Here is a 17,417-nt window from a genome sequence, read left to right as displayed (position 1 = left end):
GCTTCAAGCACACGGTGCAACTGTGGACAGAGTGGGTCTCGCGAGGCCTCTCGGCCACGAAGGATTGCGGGCGGCTATTCACGTTGATCGCACAATGCAGGGTCGGCCATCGACCCGGACGCATCGAGCCGCGAATGCGAAAACGAAGGCCCAAACCCTACCCCTGGTTGAAGGTGCCCCGCGACCAGGCTCGCCGACACGTCCAGAGGCATGGTCATGCCTATGAGCCAAAGTAAGTGCCATTCCCCTTAGCGTGATGTTTCGATCGCCCGGTCTACGTCTTCGATCAGGTCCTCGATGTCTTCGAGACCGACCGACAGGCGCACCAGCGCGTCGGGCAAGCCCGCCTGCTGGCGCTGCGCGGGCGGGATGGCGGCGTGCGTCATCACCGTGGGCAGGCCGACCAGGGACTCGACACCGCCCAGGCTCTCGGCCAGCGCGAATAGCTTCGTCTGGGTCGTGAAACGGATGTTGCGCTCCACCCCGCCTTGCAGCTCCAGCGAGATCATGCCGCCGTAGGCGCGCATCTGCCGGCTTGCGAGCGCGTGATAGGGGCTGGACTCCAGGCCCGGATAGGCGAGCTGTTTGACCTCGGGGTGGGCTGCCAGATGCCGCGCCAGTTGCAACGCGTTGTCGCAATGCTGGCGCATGCGCACCGCCAGGGTTTTGATGCCGCGCAGCACGAGGAAGCAGTCCAGCGGACCCGGCACCGCGCCTACCGCGTTTTGCAGGAACTTGAGTTCCTGGTATAGCGCTTCGTCATTGAGCACCAGGGCGCCGCCTATCACGTCCGAGTGGCCGCCCAGGTACTTGGTGGTGCTGTGGATGACCATGTCCGCGCCCAGCCGCAGCGGTTGCTGCAGGTAGGGCGAGGCGAAGGTGTTGTCGACCGCGAGCCTGGCCTGGTGTTCGTGCGTGAGCTGGGCGATGGCGGCGATGTCGCACACGGTCAGCAGCGGATTGCTCGGGGTCTCCAGCCAGACCAGCCGGGTTTGCGGGCGCAGCGCGGCGCGGATCGCGTCGAGCGAAGTCGCGTCGACGAAGCTGGCCTGGATGCCGAAGCGCGCAAAGACCTTGGTCATCAGCCGGTAGGTCCCGCCATACAGGTCCTGCCCGCAGACCACATGGTCGCCGCTGCTGAGCGATTGCAGCACGGTGGACTCCGCCGCCAGGCCGCTGGCGAAGGCCAGGCCGTAAGTCCCGTCCTCCAGCGCCGCGATGTTCGCCTCCAGCGCGCTGCGCGTGGGATTGGCAGTGCGCCCGTAGTCGTAGCCCTTGTGCTGGCCGGGCGCTTGCTGCACGAAAGTTGAGCTCAGGTACACCGGCGTCATGATCGCGCCGGTGCTGGGGTCCGCCGGCTGGCCGGCGTGAATGGCTTGGGTGGAAAAGCGCATGGCGTGCCTCACTGAATCTGAAATCAGGATCGCGGTGCTGAATCGGGCTTGGCGTCGAGGTAGCCATGCTCCCGCATCCAGTCGTCGTTGTAGAGCTTGCCCAGGTACTGGCGGCCGCCGTCGGGCAGCAGCACCACCATGAGGTCGTTCGGGCCCAGTTTTTCAGCCGCCTGCAGCGCGGCCAGCATCGCGGCGCCCGAGGAGCCGCCGGCGAAGATGCCCTCGTCGCGGGCGAGCCGGCGCGCCATCAGGAAGCTGTCCCGGTCGCTGACCTGGATCACGTTGTCGATGACGTGCCAGTCCAGCGCCTTGGGGATGAAGTCTTCGCCTATGCCTTCGAGCCGGTAGACGTGGGGCTGTACCGTCACCCCGCGGTGGAACAGCTCATGGAAGATCGAGCCTTGCGGATCGACGCCGATTACCCGGATCATGGCGTTTTGTTCCTTGAGGTAGCGGCCGGCGCCGCTGATGGTGCCGCAAGTGCCCATGCCGCAGACGAAATGGGTAACCATGCCCCCGGTGTCGTTCCAGATTTCGGGGCCGGTGCTCGCGTAGTGCGCCAGTGTGTTGTCCGGGTTGTCGTACTGGTTGCAGAGGAAGGCGCCGGGAATGTCACGCGCCAGCTGCTGCGCCACCTGGATGTAGCCGCGCGGATCGTCGGGAGACACGTCGGTGGGGCAGACGATGACCTCGGCGCCCATGGCCCGCAGCATGTCGACTTTTTCCTTCGACTGCTTGTCGGCGATGGTGAACACCGTCTTGTAGCCGCGTCCGGCGGCGAACAGCGCCAGGCCCATGCCGGTGTTGCCCGAGGTGCATTCCACGATGGTCGCGCCGGGGACTATCTCGCCGCGCCGCTCGGCCTGCTGGATCATGTACATGCCGATGCGGTCCTTGACCGAACCGCCCGGGCTCAGGAACTCCAGCTTGGCGTAGACCGCGCAGGACAGGTGCCGGGTCAGCTGGTTCAAGCGCACCAGCGGCGTATGGCCGATCGCGTCCAGGATGCTTTCATATCTCATGGCAGCCCCCATTGGCGTGTTGCGACATGTGAGCCCGGCTGTGGGAGCGGCACGGGCTGCTCATCCACTGTAGTCGCTTCACGCCGGTTCGTGAAGCCGCCCGGTCATTCGTCCTACCTTCTGCCCGCGAACCGGGTCGCCCGGGTAAACGGGAGGGCGTTCAGGGATGTGGCCGTAATGCGCTATCAAAACTATAGTAATGCGGGCGCGTAGCCGCTTTACCGTCCATCCTGCCAACCGCCGCCCAGCGACTGGATCAAGGCCACGGCGGTGGTTTGGCGGTCGGCCATGGCCTGCACCAGCGCGCGGCGTGCGCTCAGCGCGGTGGCCTGCGCGGTGATGACCTCGGTGTAACTGACCTGGCCGCCGCGGTAGCGGTTGAACACCTGTTGCTCGACCTGGTCTGCGGCATCAGAGGCCTGGCGCCGCAAGTCCTGCTGCACCAGCAGCACGCGGGTGGCGGAAAGCTGGTCCTCCACATCCTGGAACGCCGCCAGCACGGCCTGCCGGTAACGCGCCACCGCCTGCTCGTGCGAAGCCTGCGCGCCTTCGACACGGGCGCCGGTGGCTCCCGCATTGAACAGCACCTGCGCGGCCGACAGGCCCAGCGACCAGACGCTGGTGGACGCCTTGAAGAGGTCGGCCACACGGCTGGCGGCGCTACCGGCCGATGCGCTCAGGCTGAGGCTGGGGAAGTAGGCGCTTTTGGCGATGCCGATCTGCTCGTTGGCCTGGGCCACGCGGCGCTCGGCTGCCGCGATATCGGGCCGGCGCTGCAGCAGCGTGGAAGGCACGCCGACCGGAACCTCTGGCACCACGGGTGTCCAGGCGGCGGGCGCGAGCGCGAAATTGCCGGGCGCCTCGCCCACCAACACCGCGATGGCGTGCTCGAGTTGCGCACGCTGGCGCACCAGCCCTGCGGCTTCAGCCCTGGCATTGGCCAATTGGGTTTGCGCCTGCAGCACATCGGTTTTGGCGGCAATGCTGGCCGCGTAGCGGTTTTGCGTGATCTCCAGTGCACGTTCATAACCGGCAATCGTGCTTTCCAGCAAGGCCTTTTGCGCATCGGTCTGGCGCAGCGAAAGGTAGTTGACGGCGAGTTCGCCCTGGGCCGAGAGTTTGGCCGAGGCCAGGTCTGCTGCGCTCGCCTGGGCGCCGGCACTGGCGCCGTCGACGGCTCGACCCAGGCGGCCCCAGACGTCGGGCTCCCAGCTGCCACCTATGCTGAGCTGGTAGTTGTTGCCGATGCGCCCGCCAGCGCCGGTACTGCTGCTACCACTGCCGCTGCTCTTCGAACGGCTGGCTCCGCCGTCGAGCGTGACCGAAGGAAAGAGCGATGCCCGCTGCTCGCGCACCAAGGCACGCGCCTGCGCATAGGCGGCCACCGCCAGCGCCACGTTCTGGTTGGACACCTCGACCCGCGACTGCAGCTGGTCCAGCACCGGGTCGCCAAACAGCGACCACCACGGGCCGCGCTCCAGCGCATCGGCCGGCGCGGCGGGCACCCAGCCTTCGGCTTCCTTGAAGGCGCTGACATCGGCAGTGGCCGGACGCTTGTAATCCGGGCCGACCGCGCAGCCTGTGGCCAGCAGTGTCAGTGCGGCGGCCATCAGGTAGCGGCAGGGGTGCAATTTCAATTCCTTGTACATATCTTTCCACCTTCGGGTGTCATGCTTGCTCCTTCCCCGCTGGGGGAAGGCAGGGATGGGGGCTCCCCTGTTTCGGATTCATGGCCGGTCAATCAGTCAGTCGCCGCAGGCCCCCATTCCAACCTTCCCCCAGCGGGGGAAGGGGCAAGAGGCAAGAGCCAGGTATTGTTCATGGCGGTCATCATTCATTGCAGTTGCAGCGGGGCGCCGGGCGGCGGCACGCCGGGTTCGTCGGGGTGGCGGCTGAGCAGGCGCTCCGACGGGCTGCGGCGGCGCAGCTTGTCGAGCAGTACATAAACCACCGGCGTGGTCAGTAAGGTGAGCAGCTGGCTGGCAATCAGCCCGCCAATGATGGAAACGCCCAGCGGGCGGCGCAGCTCGGCGCCCTCGCCAAAGCCTATGGCCAGCGGCAGCGCACCGAGGATGGCGGCCAGCGTGGTCATCAGGATGGGGCGAAAGCGCAGCAGGCAGGCTTCGCGCACCGCCTGCGTGGCGGAGAGGCCGCGTGCCCGCTCGGCTTCCAGCGCAAAGTCGATGATCAGGATGGCATTTTTTTTCACGATGCCGATCAGCAGGAAAATACCGATCAGCGCGATGATGGAAAAATCCATCTTGAACAGCAGCAGCGCCAGCACCGCCCCCACGCCGGCCGAGGGCAGGGTAGACAGCACGGTGAGCGGGTGGATCAGGCTCTCGTACAAAATGCCAAGCACGATGTAGATCACCACCAGCGCGGCCAAAATCAGCAGCGGCTGCTGGTTTTGCGATTCCTGGGCATCGCGGGCCGACCCGGAAAAACTGCCGCGCACATTGTTGGGCAGACGAATCTCGGCTTCAGCCTGCTTCACGGCAGCCTGGGCATCGCTGAGCGTGCTGCCCTCCGCCAGGTTGTAGGAAATCGTGGTGGAGAGCTCGCCGTCCTCGTGGTTGACCGATGCGGCCTTGGCGTTTTCGCTGAACCGCGCAACGGCCGACAGCGGCACCATGGTGGTGGCCGACGAGCTCAGGGCCTGGCCGCTGGACGGGTCGCGCAGGGCCGGGTTGATGACGGTTGTGGATGTGCCGGATGCGGTAGTCGTGGCGGAGCTGGTGCCCGAGGTGGTGCTTGAAGTTGTGCCTGAGGTTGTGTTTGACGTGGTGAGGCTGCTGGTCTTCGCCGGAACGTAGATGTCCTTGAGCGCCTCGGGGCTGCGGATAAAGCGTGGCGCCACCTCCATGACCACGCGGTACTGGTTCAGGTCGGCATAGATGGTGGCCACCTGGCGCTGGCCGAAGGCGTTGTACAAGGCGTTGTCCACGTCGCGCGAGCTGATGCCCAGACGTGCCGCGCTGTCCTTGTCCACCGTGACCATGGTCTCCACGCCGTTTTCCTGCTGGTCGGTGTCCACGTCGGTCAGCGCATCCTGGCGCTTCATCTGGTCGGCCAGCCGCATCGCCCAGTCGCGCAGGTCGGCCGCGTTGTCACTTTTGAGGGTGTACTGATAGGTCGAACTGCTCTGGCGGCCGCCGCCGCGCAGGTCCTGCACGGTGTTGAGGAAAAGGCTGACGCCCGTGACTTGCGCCAGCTGCGGGCGCAACCGTGCAATGACCGCCTGGCCGGATTCGGTGCGCTGGGCCACGGGTTTGAGGTTGATGAACATGAAGCCGCCGCCCGCCCGCGAGCCGCCGGTGAAGCCGACCACGGTGTCCACGGCCGGGTCGCGCCGGATGATGTCGACCAGCTGCCGCAGCTTGCCCTGCAGGGCCTGAAAGGAAATGCTCCTGTCGGCGCGCAGGCCGGCGTTGATCTGCCCGGTGTCCTGTTGCGGGAAAAACCCCTTGGGCGCCTTGACGTAGAGGTAGACATTAAGCGCAACCACCGCCAGCAAAATCAGCATGACCAGCAGCTTGCTGGCCAGCGCCCAGTCCAGGCTTACCTCGTAGCTGCGGTGCACACGCTGATAAGCGCCTTCAAGCCAGCGCGGGATGAAGGCAAAGCGCCCGGGCCGCTTGCGGGCGCGTCCGGCCGTGGAGGGGGGCTTGAGCATCCAGGCACACATCATCGGTGTGGTGGTCAGCGAGATCAGCAGGGAAATCATCACCGCCGCCGACAGCGTCACGGCAAATTCGCGAAACAGCCGTCCGGTTTGCCCGCCCATGAACAGCAGCGGAATGAACACCGCCACCAGCGACAGGCTGATGGACAGGACCGTGAAGCCGACTTCGCGCGCACCCAGCAGCGCGGCCTTGAAGCGGTCCATGCCGGCCTCGATGTGGCGGCTGGTGTTCTCCAGCACGACGATGGCGTCGTCCACTACAAAGCCGGTGGCCACGGTGAGCGCCATCAGGCTCAGGTTGTTGAGGCTGAACCCGAGCAAATACATCACGCCAAAGGTGCCGAGCAGGGAAACGATGGTGGCCACCGCTGGAATGACCGTGGCGCGCGCACTGCGCAAAAATGCGCTGACCACCAGCACCACCAGTGCAATCGAGATCAGCAGGGTGAGCTCAATCTCGCGGAGCGACGCGCGTATCGAGTTGGTGCTGTCCGAGGCCACCTGCAACTGCACATCCTGCGGCAGCTGGGCCTGCAGCTCGGGCAGCAAGGCGCGTACGCCATCCACGGTCTCAATCACGTTGGCGCCAGGCTGGCGTGTGACCAGCACGATGACGGCCGGGCTGCCATTGAACAGGCCCAGGGTGTTGGTGTTTTCCACGCCATCCACCACCTCGGCCACATCGCCCAGCCGCAGGGCCGCGCCATTGCGCCAGGCCACCACCAGGCCGCGGTAGTCGGCCGCCTTGAGCCCGCCCGTGGCGGTGTTGGCGCCCGAGTAAATCTGCAGGCGTTGGCCATTGCCTTCAATCGCGCCCTTGGGCCGGTTGGCGTTGGAGGCCTGCAGGGCCGCCCGCACATCTTCCATGCTCACGCCATAGCGGTTGAGGGCGAACGGATTCAACTCGACGCGCACGGCAGGCAGCGAGCCACCGCCCAGCTCGACGTCGCCCACCCCCGGCACCTGGGCGATTTTTTGCTGCACCACATTCGACACTTCGTCGTAGATCTGCCCCGGTGAACGGGTTTTGGAGGTGAGCGCCAGGATGATGACGGGCGCTGAAGCCGGGTTGGCCTTGCGGTAGGTCGGGTTGCTGCGCAGCGTGGCCGGCAAGTCCGCGCGCGAGGCATTGATGGCGGCCTGCACTTCGCGCGCGGCGGCATCGATGCTGCGGTTCAGGTCAAACTGCAGGCTGACACGGGTGGAGCCCGTGCCGCTGTTGGAGGTCATTTCATTCACGCCGGCAATCACGCCAAGGCGCCGCTCCAGCGGCGTGGCGACGCTGCTGGCCATGGTGTCGGGGCTGGCGCCGGGTAGCGAGGCGCTGACCGAGATGACCGGGAAATCGACCTGCGGCAGGGGCGAGACGGGCAGCACAAAGAACGCGCCTATGCCGGCCAGGGCGATGCCTATGGTCAGCAGGACGGTGGCGACCGGGCGGCGGACGAAGGGTTCGGAGAGGTTCATGACACAGCTCCCGCTGGGTCGTGGTGCGGTCGGGTACTCGTCGGCAGGGACTCTTGCTTAGGATGGAGGCCGGGGGTAGCCCGGCGGCTAGTAACTTTCTTTTGCTTCGCCAAAAGAAAGTCACCAAAGAAAAGGCGACCCGCGGTCTGGGTCCCTTCGCTGCGCTGCGGGCAACCTGCGCTGCTCGATTCCGGCGGGGGTCCGCAGAACTCGCTTCGCTCAGACAACTGCGGCCCTGATCCCGCCTCCATCTGCGCTGCTCGGCCCAGCCAGAACGGGGCAGTCCGAATACCAAATACCGAACCCCAAGACAAAGACGACCAAGACAAACAAGGACACGCCATGGCGTGTCCTCGTGGTTTCAGGTATTCGGGTTTGGTATTCGTTTGTTTGGTATTCCTTGCCCCCACCCCTTCTGTATGCGCCGAGGAGCGGAGGTTCAGGCGGATCAGGGATCGCGATTGTCTGAGCCGCAGGCGAGTTGAGCGAGACCCCGCCTGGACCGAGCACCGCAGGTTGCCCGCAGCGCAGCGGAGGGACGCAGACAGCAGGGTCGCCTTCTCTTTGCTTACTTTCTCTTGGCGACGCAAGAGAAAGTGAGTCGCCCGCCGGGGCGAGTCCCGGCCGGCGGCCCCAAGAAGACCCCCAGCACCGCCGGCCCCGGCGCCCACCTCAACCCCAAAGCGAGAAACGGCTCTCACACCACGACCTCCACCTTCCGCCCACGCCCAAACCTGCGCCCCATCCGGTCAAACGCCAAGTAAATCACCGGCGTGGTGAACAGCGTCAGCATCTGGCTCACGATCAGGCCGCCGAAGATAGCGAGGCCCAGCGGCCGGCGCAGCTCGGCGCCTTCGCCCCAGCCCAGCATTAGCGGCACTGCGGCAAACAGCGCCGCCAGCGTCGTCATGAGGATGGGGCGAAAGCGCAGCAGTGCCGCCTGGTGGATCGCCTCCTGCGCTGACTTGCCTTCGTTGCGCTCGGCGTCAATTGCAAAGTCGATCATCATGATGGCGTTCTTTTTCACAATGCCGATCAGCAAAATGATGCCGATGATGCCGATCACCCCCAGGTCGGAGCCGCTGATCATCAGCGCCAGCAATGCGCCGACGCCGGCAGAGGGCAGGGTGGAAAGAATGGTCAGCGGATGGATATAGCTTTCATAGAGCACGCCCAGCACGATGTAGACGCAGACGATCGCCGCCAGGATCAGCCAGAGCTGGTTGGACAGCGACGACTGGTAGGCGCCGGCCGCGCCCAGGAAGGTCATGGTCACGCTGCCCGGCATGGTGATGTCTTTGGCCGCCTGTTTGATCTCGCTCACTGCCTTGCCCAGCGAAACACCCGGGGCCGTGTCAAAGCCCAGCGTGGTGGCGGGGTACTGGGCCACATGGGTGATTTGCAGGGGGGCGGGCCGCTCTGCAATGGTCGCAATTGCAGAGAGCGGGGTGGTGATGCCGGAGCCGGTTTTCAGTTGCAGGTTGCCGAGCGCGGCCGGCGTCGTCAGCTGATCGGGCATGGCTTCGAGGATCACGCGGTACTGGTTGGTCTCGGTAAAAATCGTGGACACAATGCGCTGGCCAAAGGCGCTGTAGAGCGCGTCGTCGATGGAAGAGGCCGTGATGGACAGCCGTGACGCCGTGTCGCGGTCTACCGTGATGTAGGCCGCTGCACCGCTGGAGCCGGCATCGGACGCCACATTGCGCACGCTGCCAAGCGTCTGCATGCGCTGCGCGAGTTTGGTGGCCCATTGCACGACCGTGGCGTCGTCGGCACCTTCGATGGACACGCGGAACTGGGTCGGGCCGGTTTCGGCGTCAATGGTCAGGTCCTGCGTGGGTTGCAGGTAGAGCGTCACGCCGGCGACCTTGCCCACGCGCTCCTTCAGGCGGTCCATGGTGGCCTGCTGGCTGCCGCTGCGTTCGCGCTTGAGGTTGATCAGCATGCGGCCGGTGTGCAGCATGGTGTTGTTGGCGGCATCCACACCGATGAAGGAGCTCAGCGTGTTGACATCGGGATCTTCCAGAATGGCTTGGACTGCCGCCTGCTGCAAGTCGGCCATGCGGGCGTACGAAACCGACTGCGCGGTTTCGATGCGGGCCTGCAGCTGGCCGGTGTCCTGGGTGGGGAAGAGGCCTTTGGGAATCACTATATAGAGCAGCACCGTCAGCAGCAGCGTGCCCAGCGCGACCAGCAAGGTGGCGCCCTGGCGCTGGAGCACCCAGCTCAGCCAGCGGTCATAGCGCGCAATCACGCGGTCCGTCAGGGCCTGCAGCCGCGCGCCTGTCTTGCTGCCTTCGCCCGCAGGCAGGAGTCTGAGCCAGCGTGCCGACATCATGGGAACCAGCGTGAGGGAGACTACCGCCGAGATCAGGATCGTGATGGCCAGGGTGACCGCGAATTCGCGGAACAGCCGACCCACCACGTCGCCCATGAAGAGCAGCGGAATCAGCACGGCAATCAGCGAGACGGTGAGCGAAATGATGGTGAAGCCGATCTGCTTGGCTCCCTTGAACGCAGCGGCCAGAGGCTCTTCGCCTTGCTCGATGTAGCGCGAGATGTTTTCAATCATCACGATGGCGTCGTCCACCACAAAGCCGGTGGCAATCGTGAGTGCCATCAGGCTGAGGTTGTTCAGGCTGTAGCCCAGCAGGTACATGGCGCCGCAGGTGCCGATCAGCGAGATCGGCACGGCCAGGCTGGCAATCACGGTGGCGCGCACGCTGTGCAAGAAGACAAAGATCACCAGCACCACCAGCAGCACGGCCAGCAGCAGTTCGATCTCCACATGCAGGACCGAGGCGCGTATGCCGGTGGTGCGGTCGCTCAGCACATCGACCTTCATCGACGCCGGCAAGCCGGTCTGCAACTCGGGCAGGCGCGCCTTGATGGCATCAACCGTGGCGATGACATTGGCGCCGGGCTGGCGCTGCACGTTCAGGATGATGGCCGGTTTCAGACCGCTCCAGGCGCCAAGCTTGATGTTCTCGGCGCTGTCAACCACCTGGGCCACTTCAGAAAGGCGAACGGCCGCGCCGTTGCGCCAGGCAACGATCAGGTTTTGGTAGTCGGTGGCGGCCAGCAGCTGGTCGTTGGAGTTGATGGAATAAGCGCGGGTCGGACCGTCGATGCTGCCCTTGGCGCCATTGGCATTGGCGGCGCTGATGGCGGTGCGCAGCGAGTCGAGCGCCAGCCCGTAAGAGGCCAGCGCCCGGGTGTCTGCCTGGATGCGCACGGCGGGGCGCTGTCCGCCGCTGAGCGACACCAGCCCCACGCCGTTGACCTGGCTGATTTTCAGGGCCAGGCGGGTATTGACAATGTTCTGCACCTCCGTGAGCGGCATGGTGTCGGAGGTAATGGCCAGGGTGAGCACCGGCGCGTCCGCCGGGTTGACCTTGGCATACACCGGCGGCGCAGGCAGGTCGGCCGGCAACAGCGAGCCACCGGCGTTGATGGCCGCCTGCACTTCCTGTTCGGCCACATCGAGCGTGAGGCCGAGGCTGAACTGCAAGGTGACGATGGATACGCCGGCGGCGCTGGTCGAGCTCATGCGCTGCAGCCCGGCCATCTGGCCGAACTGGCGCTCCAGCGGCGCCGTCACGGTTTGCGCCATGACTTCCGGGCTGGCGCCGGGGTAGAGCGTTTGCACCTGGATCGTCGGGTAATCGACCTGCGGCAATGCCGACAGCGGCAGGAACTTGAAGCCGACCAGGCCCGCCAGCACGATGGCGACCATCAGCAGCGAGGTGGCTACCGGCCGGAGGATGAAGGGGCTTGACGGGCTCATGCTGTCTTGACTCCCGCTCTTGCCGGAGTTGCTCCCTCCCTTTCCGGGGACGGGCAAAGGAAGGAGCAATACATGCCCGTCATGAGCCGTCAGCTGGCGAAGCGCGGCGCCGCCGCCGTGGGCCGGAGGCCGGGTCCGCAGGCGCCTCGGCGGCAGGGCCAGAAGCCGATGCGGACGGGGATGATGCGGGCCCGCCGGGACGCTGGCGCTTGCCGGCGAAACCGGAGCCGCCACCACCGCCAGCGGGCTGGTCACCGGGCAGGATCACCTTGGCGCCGTCCTTCAGGCGGTCGGCGCCTTCCGTGATGACGCGCTCGCCGGGCTGCAGCCCGGACTCGATCACAATCTTGTCGACCGTGGCCTGGCCGCGTTGCACGGGCCGCAGGCTCACGGTGCGCTCGGCGGTATTGACCACATACACATAGTCGCCGGTGCTGCCATGGCGCAATGCCGTCACGGGCACCACCACGGCCTTGTCAATGGTCTTGACCAGCAGCTGCACATTGACGAACTGGCTGGGGAAGAGTGTCAGCTTGCTGTTGGCAAAGCGTGCCTTGGCCTTGATCGTGCCGGTTTGCGTGTCGACCTGGTTGTCCAGCGAGGCAAACATGCCGGTGTCCAGCGTGGTGGATCGCGTCCGGTCGAGCGCCGTGACCTTCATGGCTGCGCTGCCGCCAGCGCTTTGCTGCAGCTCGCCAACCTGGTCCTGCGGAATGGAAAACACCACGTCAATCGGGCTGACCTGCGTGATCAGCGCGATGCCGTTGGCGTCGCTGCTGCTCACCACATTGCCGACGTCCACCGTGCGCAGGCCCACCCGGCCACTGACCGGCGCCACGACCCGGGTGTAGCCCAGGTTGAGGCGGGCCGTGCCCTCGGTGGCCTTGTCAATGACGACCGTGCCCTCCAGCTGCTTGACCAGTGCGGCCTGGGTGTCGACTTCCTGGCGGGCAATCGAGTCCTGCTCAAGAAGGGTCTTGAAGCGCTGCAGGGTGACGCGGGCGCTGTCGAGTTGCGCTTCGTCGCGCTGGCGCTGGCCGGAGGCCTGCATCAACGCCATTTCAAACTGGCGCGGGTCTATGGTGGCCAGCAGGTCGCCGGCCTTGACCATCTGGCCTTCCTTGAACAGTACTTTTTCCATGACACCGGACACCTGGGGGCGCACCTTGACGGTGGCCTGCGGTGTGACGGTGCCCAGCGCTTCAAGAACCACCGGAATGCTGGCCTGCTCGGCGGTGGCCACTCCCACCGTGGTGGCGGGCGGGCCCCGCCGTCCGGCAGCGCCCCCCGGCCCGGCTGCTGTATTGCCGGCTTCCGGCGAAGGATGGGTCAGGTGCCAGGCCAGCCAGCCGGTACCGGCCAGGGCCAGCACTGCCAGCACGCCGCCGATGATGGATGCGCGGCGGCTCAATCGTTTACCGGGATGGGGCGCGGCGCTGGTGTGCGGCGTTTCGGCTTTCGGGTCCATCAGCAGTCCTTGTTGCCTGCCACGACAACGGGATCGCCGCGGCATTTATTGTTTATTGTTTGTGTTTGATGGGTGCTATCGGTGTTCTGCATGCTCCGCATGAACTTCAGGATGGCGCATTCCTCGTGATCGCCGCCGGGCCTGCTTCGCATGCTCACAATTAATTATCACTGCAACCCTCCGGGCGCAGGTGTACCGCTCGAAAGCTCTGCGTAAACGTCCGGTAAAGAGAAATGCCCGCCACGTCACCCCCACGTCACTGTTTGTCAGCCGCAGGACGCCAGCGGACATTCGAATCAATGATTGCTATTGTTCTTATAGCGGTTTGTTTCACGTTTGTTTCAGTTTTGTTGGGCTGATGGCTTATTTGTTCTGAAAATGGCCAGGGGTCTGCCCCATTGCGGATTTGAACATCGCTGAAAACGCGCTGTCACTTGCATAGCCACTGGCCGCGGCCACCAAACTCACCGGCGTGCCGCGCGCCAGCAGGGGCAGGGCGTGCGCCAGGATGGCCTGCTGGCGCCATTGGTGGTAGCTCAAGCCGAGTTCGTCGCGAAAGAGCCGCGCCACCGTGCGCTCGCTGGCGCCAATCCCGGCGGCCCACTCGGCCAGCGTGGCGCGTTCCGAGGGCGCGCCCAGCACGGCTTCGCACAGCGCGCGCAGCCGCTTGTCGCCGGTTTGCGGATGGGGTAGGGGTACGCCCAGCGCCTGGGTGTCGGCATGGGTGATCTCGTCAAGCACCAGGCTGCTGAGCAACTGTTCGCGTGCGGCCGTCAGAGGGCGGCCGGCGGGTGCGTCAAGCGCATGAATCGACTCCCGCAGAAGCGGCGACACCACCATGACGCGGCACCCTTCCCAGCCTTCGGGCGTGACGCTCGCATCGATGTAGAGCGTGCGCAACTCGGCGGCTTCCAGCACCGTGACGTGATGCCGCGCACCGGGGGCGATCCAGACCGCGCGCGACGGCGGAACGATGTAGGTGATCTCGCTCCCGGCCTTGTCGCCCTGCTCGGCCGTGACCTGCACGACACCGGTGGCGCAATAGGCCAGTTGAGCCCACGCATGCGCGTGCGGTTTGAAGTGCGTGTCTACCGGCATGGCGCGGGCTCGCACCCGCACGGGGCGCTGCCGGCTGGGCGTGAAGGGGTCGGTGTCACCCACCGGCACGAACTGAAGGCGGGTGTTACGGGCCATGGTGCAGCAGCACCCCGGGGAGAGGGGTGTTTGATGGTTTGTCTGAAATTCGCAGAATCATGGCTTTTTGTCGTATTCCGGCAAGTCAGACCGATACTACGATAGCGCCATGAATACTTCAAGCACTGCGAATGTGGCTGTGGCAGCTGTTACTGCAGCTCCCGCCTCTACTCCGGCCGCTGCTTCGTTGCGGCAGGACGCCAGCATCATCGGCCTGGTGGGAACCGCTCACCTGATCAGCCATTTCTGCCAGCTGTTGCTGGCGCCGCTGTTCCCCTGGCTCAAGGAGGCGTTCAGCGTGAGTTACGCCGAGTTGGGGTTTTTGATGACGATTTTTTTCGTCGTCTCCTGCGCGGTGCAGGCTTTGTCTGGCTTTGCGGTGGACCGTTTTGGCCCGCGCCCCGTTCTGTTTGGCGGGCTGAGCCTGCTCGGCATTGCCGCCCTGGGTTATTCCATCAGCACCAGCTACTGGATGATGGCCGGATTTGCCGTGATCGCCGGTTTGGGTAACGGCGTGTTTCATCCAGTGGACTACACGCTGATCAACCGCAAGGTGAGTCCATCGCGCCTGGGCCATGCCTACAGTGTCCATGGCATCACCGGCAGCCTGGGCTGGGCGCTGGCGCCGGCGCTGGTGGTCACGCTCACTTTTGCCGCGTCATGGCGCGTCGCATTGGCCGTGGCGGGCGTGCTGGTCTTTGCGGTGATGGGGGTGCTGCTGCTGAATCGCGACAAGCTCATGCTCAATGTCACGACGCCTGGCAAGGGGGGTGCCGCACCCGACAGCTCCTTGAGCTTTCTCAGGATTCCCGCGGTGTGGATGTGCTTTGCGTTCTTCTTCTGGTACGCCATTGTGCTGAGCGTCGTGCAGGCCTTTGCACCCGAAGCTGCCCGTCATCTGCATGGCGTGCCCCTGGCGCTGGTGGCCATGTGCCTGACGATCTACATGGTGTGCAGCGCGGGCGGCATGGTGCTGGGCGGCTTTCTGGCCGCCGACCCCGCCCGTTGCGAGCGCATTGTCGGCATTGGCTTCGGGGCGGCGGCAGTTGTAGCGCTGCTGCTGGCCCTGGGCAGTTTTGCCGCGTGGACGGTGCCCGTGCTGTTCGGAGCCATGGGTTTTGCATCGGGCATTGCGGCGCCTTCGCGGGATTTGCTGGTCAAGCGCTCCACGCCTGACAACGCCTCCGGCCGCGTCTACGGCGTGGTGTATGCGGGGCTCGACATTGGCCAGGCTGTCGCGCCGCTGATCTTTGGCGTGATGATGGACCACGGCCAGTACCGCGGCGTGCTGCTGGGTTTGGCGCTGGTGCAAGCGGTGCTGATTGCCAGCGCGTTCAAGGTGCGCAAGGTGCGGCGAACCGCGCAGGCTATCGCCTGAGGCGCGTGCGCTGGATGCCGCTGGGGGGCGCGTTCAATGTGGCGCTGCACGCTTGCAGGCACCCATAAATCCGTTGGAGTCTTGCTCAGGGTAAGGCGTTAGCATAATTGTTTCAAAAGTCACAAATTGTGACAATTATTGCAGTAAGTAGAACGCATGGGTTTATGCGGCTAATAACCGGACGTTGGCCGCGCCGGCGCACACCGTGCCAATGTTATGGGGTATGTCGGGCCCTCTCCTGATAAATCGCCCCCTTCTGATTCGGACGTGCCTCACTGACGTCTATACCTTCTTTCGACTCGTATGAGTGGAAAAACGGGGGATGGCGGGGCGCTACAACTGGTTGCAAACTTTCACCAACGGATCGAGCCGGGCTCGCCGCAGGGGTGAAAGTCCACGCATTCATTGACACCAGCAGAGCCGAAGGAGAGTTGACATGGCTGATATTACGAGCGGAATTATTACCTCGTTTTCCAACACGCCCCAAGCGCAGAGCGACTTATACACAGTTGCTGCGCTCAGCGCGCTTACCAGTGGGGGGCTTACCGAGGACGGCGGTTGTGTCATCTTGAATGTGATGGCGAACGACCTTGGCGGCAACGCAAAAGTGCTTTGGTCACTAGACAATGCAGACAGTGCATCTACAGGCACCAAAACCTACGCTCCCAGCGATCTATTAGTTCGGGACACAGGTGGGGCTGATGATTTGACACCCGACACCAGCCAGTGGGGTGCAAAAATCTGGATTACATCCGACGGAAAAGTTGCCTATCAGATGACTGAAGCCAGTAAGGCGCACTTTCAGTCACTCGCTGCCGGCGAAGTGGGGCTGGATACGTTTACCTATGCAATCCGCATGTCCAACGGGGCGTTGAGCTGGTCGACCGTTACGGTGCAAATTTTGGGCAGCAATGACGGGCCGGTGATTGTGACGGGCAATGCGGCCTACGACGTGAGCGAAACCCTGACCGAGACCAATGCGGCATTGAGCACCAGCGGTCGTGTGGTGTTCAGCGACGCAGACGCGGGTGACACGCCCGAGGCCGCCCTGCATGCCAGCGCGGTGGTGGCCAGCGGCATCGTTCTGGACGCGACGCAGCAATCCGCCATCGCCGCCGGCTTCAGCGTCACCAACGCCGCCACCGGCGCGTGGAGCTACAACCTGGCCTCGCCGGATTACCTGGCCGTGGGCGACAGCGTGACGGCGACCTTCACGGTGCGCGTGACCGACGATACGGGCGCGTTCGTCGACCAGGACGTGGTGATCACCATCAACGGCAGCAACGACGGCCCCGTGATCGTGACGGGCGATGCGGCCTACGACGTCTCTGAAACCCTGGCCGAGACCAACGCCGCGCTGAGCACCAGCGGTCGCGTGGTGTTCAGCGACGTGGACACGGGCGACACGCCCGAGGCCGCCCTGCATGCCAGCGCGGTGGTGGCCAGCGGCATCGTCCTGGACGCGGCGCAGCAATCCGCCATCGCCGCCGGCTTCAGCGTCACCGACGCCGCCACCGGCGCGTGGAGCTACAACCTGGCCTCGCCAGATTACCTGGCCGTGGGCGACAGTGTGACGGCGACCTTCACGGTGCGCGTGACCGACGATACGGGCGCGTTCGTCGACCAGGACGTGACGATCACCATCACCGGCAGCAACGACCAGCCGACGCTGACGATCGGCGACACGGCCGGCGCGATGAACGAAGGCAACGGAGCGGCCCTGCTCACCGACAGCGGCGCGCTGAGCTTCGCCGATGTGGACGCCAACGACGCGGTCACGGTCAGCCAGAGCTCCAACGGCGACATCGCCTGGAGCGGCGGCACGCTGGCTGCGGGCGTGGCCTCGGCGCTGGTGGCCGGCTTCTCGGTCGACCAGGACAGCTGGGACTACAGCGCCAGCCAGAACCTGGACTTCCTGCGCGCCGGTGAAACCATCACCTTCTCGTACAACGTGGTGGCCACCGACGACTCGGGGGCGGGCAACGCCGCCTCGGCGGCCACGACGGTGACGATCACCATCAC

Annotated in this window: 9 protein-coding genes and 1 pseudogene; 3 read left to right on the top strand and 7 right to left on the bottom strand. The window is 65.0% G+C overall.

Annotated elements, in window-relative coordinates; all coding sequences use genetic code 11:
* Positions 1–236, top strand: a pseudogene (locus AC1DUR_RS25110) (IS4 family transposase); the annotation flags it as partial.
* Positions 237–248: 12 nt separating this feature from the next.
* Here the strand turns inward: AC1DUR_RS25110 and AC1DUR_RS25105 are convergent.
* The 7 genes from AC1DUR_RS25105 to AC1DUR_RS25075 all read right to left on the bottom strand — a co-directional run bounded on the left by AC1DUR_RS25105 (position 249) and on the right by AC1DUR_RS25075 (position 14,017).
* Positions 249–1,394, bottom strand: coding sequence for a cystathionine gamma-synthase (locus tag AC1DUR_RS25105; protein WP_477720906.1), 1,146 nt, complete (start codon positions 1,392–1,394; stop codon positions 249–251).
* Between the two features lie 23 nt (positions 1,395–1,417).
* The gene (locus tag AC1DUR_RS25100; protein WP_477720905.1) at positions 1,418–2,416 is read right to left on the bottom strand and encodes a PLP-dependent cysteine synthase family protein; all 999 of its coding nucleotides are present in this window, start codon (positions 2,414–2,416) and stop codon (positions 1,418–1,420) included.
* Between the two features lie 218 nt (positions 2,417–2,634).
* Positions 2,635–4,065 carry an efflux transporter outer membrane subunit gene (locus AC1DUR_RS25095; protein ID WP_477720904.1) on the bottom strand — a complete coding sequence of 477 codons (1,431 nt, stop codon included), beginning with the start codon at positions 4,063–4,065 and terminating at the stop codon, positions 2,635–2,637.
* Between the two features lie 185 nt (positions 4,066–4,250).
* On the bottom strand, positions 4,251–7,568 hold the full coding sequence (locus AC1DUR_RS25090; protein WP_477720903.1) for an efflux RND transporter permease subunit: 3,318 nt from the start codon (positions 7,566–7,568) through the stop codon (positions 4,251–4,253).
* Between the two features lie 697 nt (positions 7,569–8,265).
* On the bottom strand, positions 8,266–11,355 hold the full coding sequence (locus AC1DUR_RS25085) for an efflux RND transporter permease subunit (RefSeq protein ID WP_477720902.1): 3,090 nt from the start codon (positions 11,353–11,355) through the stop codon (positions 8,266–8,268).
* Positions 11,356–11,434: 79 nt separating this feature from the next.
* Positions 11,435–12,823 carry an efflux RND transporter periplasmic adaptor subunit gene (locus AC1DUR_RS25080; RefSeq protein ID WP_477720901.1) on the bottom strand — a complete coding sequence of 463 codons (1,389 nt, stop codon included), beginning with the start codon at positions 12,821–12,823 and terminating at the stop codon, positions 11,435–11,437.
* 363 nt (positions 12,824–13,186) lie between these two features.
* Complete coding sequence (locus AC1DUR_RS25075; RefSeq protein WP_477720900.1) at positions 13,187–14,017, bottom strand: AraC family transcriptional regulator; 831 nt, start codon at positions 14,015–14,017, stop codon at positions 13,187–13,189.
* Between the two features lie 109 nt (positions 14,018–14,126).
* On the opposite strand from AC1DUR_RS25075, the gene AC1DUR_RS25070 reads away from it, so the two are divergent.
* Positions 14,127–15,395, top strand: a complete 1,269-nt coding sequence (locus AC1DUR_RS25070) for an MFS transporter (protein ID WP_477720899.1) — start codon at positions 14,127–14,129, stop codon at positions 15,393–15,395.
* 775 nt (positions 15,396–16,170) lie between these two features.
* A partial coding sequence (locus AC1DUR_RS25065) for a VCBS domain-containing protein (protein WP_477720898.1) occupies positions 16,171–17,417 on the top strand: 1,247 nt, incomplete at its 3' end.

It is taken from the genome of Polaromonas sp. P4_F4 (assembly GCF_056401355.1).
The sequence above is the reverse complement of the archived record's forward strand: the minus strand, read 5'-3'. Positions and strand labels throughout refer to the sequence as shown.

Excerpts from the sequence above, each read along its gene's own strand:
- AC1DUR_RS25075 (WP_477720900.1), bottom strand. The coding sequence starts at position 14,017 with ATGGCCCGTAACACCCGCCTTCAGTTCGTGCCGGTGGGTGACACCGAC.
- AC1DUR_RS25070 (WP_477720899.1), top strand. The coding sequence starts at position 14,127 with ATGAATACTTCAAGCACTGCGAATGTGGCTGTGGCAGCTGTTACTGCA.
- AC1DUR_RS25080 (WP_477720901.1), bottom strand. The coding sequence starts at position 12,823 with ATGGACCCGAAAGCCGAAACGCCGCACACCAGCGCCGCGCCCCATCCC.
- AC1DUR_RS25085 (WP_477720902.1), bottom strand. The coding sequence starts at position 11,355 with ATGAGCCCGTCAAGCCCCTTCATCCTCCGGCCGGTAGCCACCTCGCTG.
- AC1DUR_RS25090 (WP_477720903.1), bottom strand. The coding sequence starts at position 7,568 with ATGAACCTCTCCGAACCCTTCGTCCGCCGCCCGGTCGCCACCGTCCTG.
- AC1DUR_RS25100 (WP_477720905.1), bottom strand. The coding sequence starts at position 2,416 with ATGAGATATGAAAGCATCCTGGACGCGATCGGCCATACGCCGCTGGTG.
- AC1DUR_RS25095 (WP_477720904.1), bottom strand. The coding sequence starts at position 4,065 with ATGTACAAGGAATTGAAATTGCACCCCTGCCGCTACCTGATGGCCGCC.
- AC1DUR_RS25105 (WP_477720906.1), bottom strand. The coding sequence starts at position 1,394 with ATGCGCTTTTCCACCCAAGCCATTCACGCCGGCCAGCCGGCGGACCCC.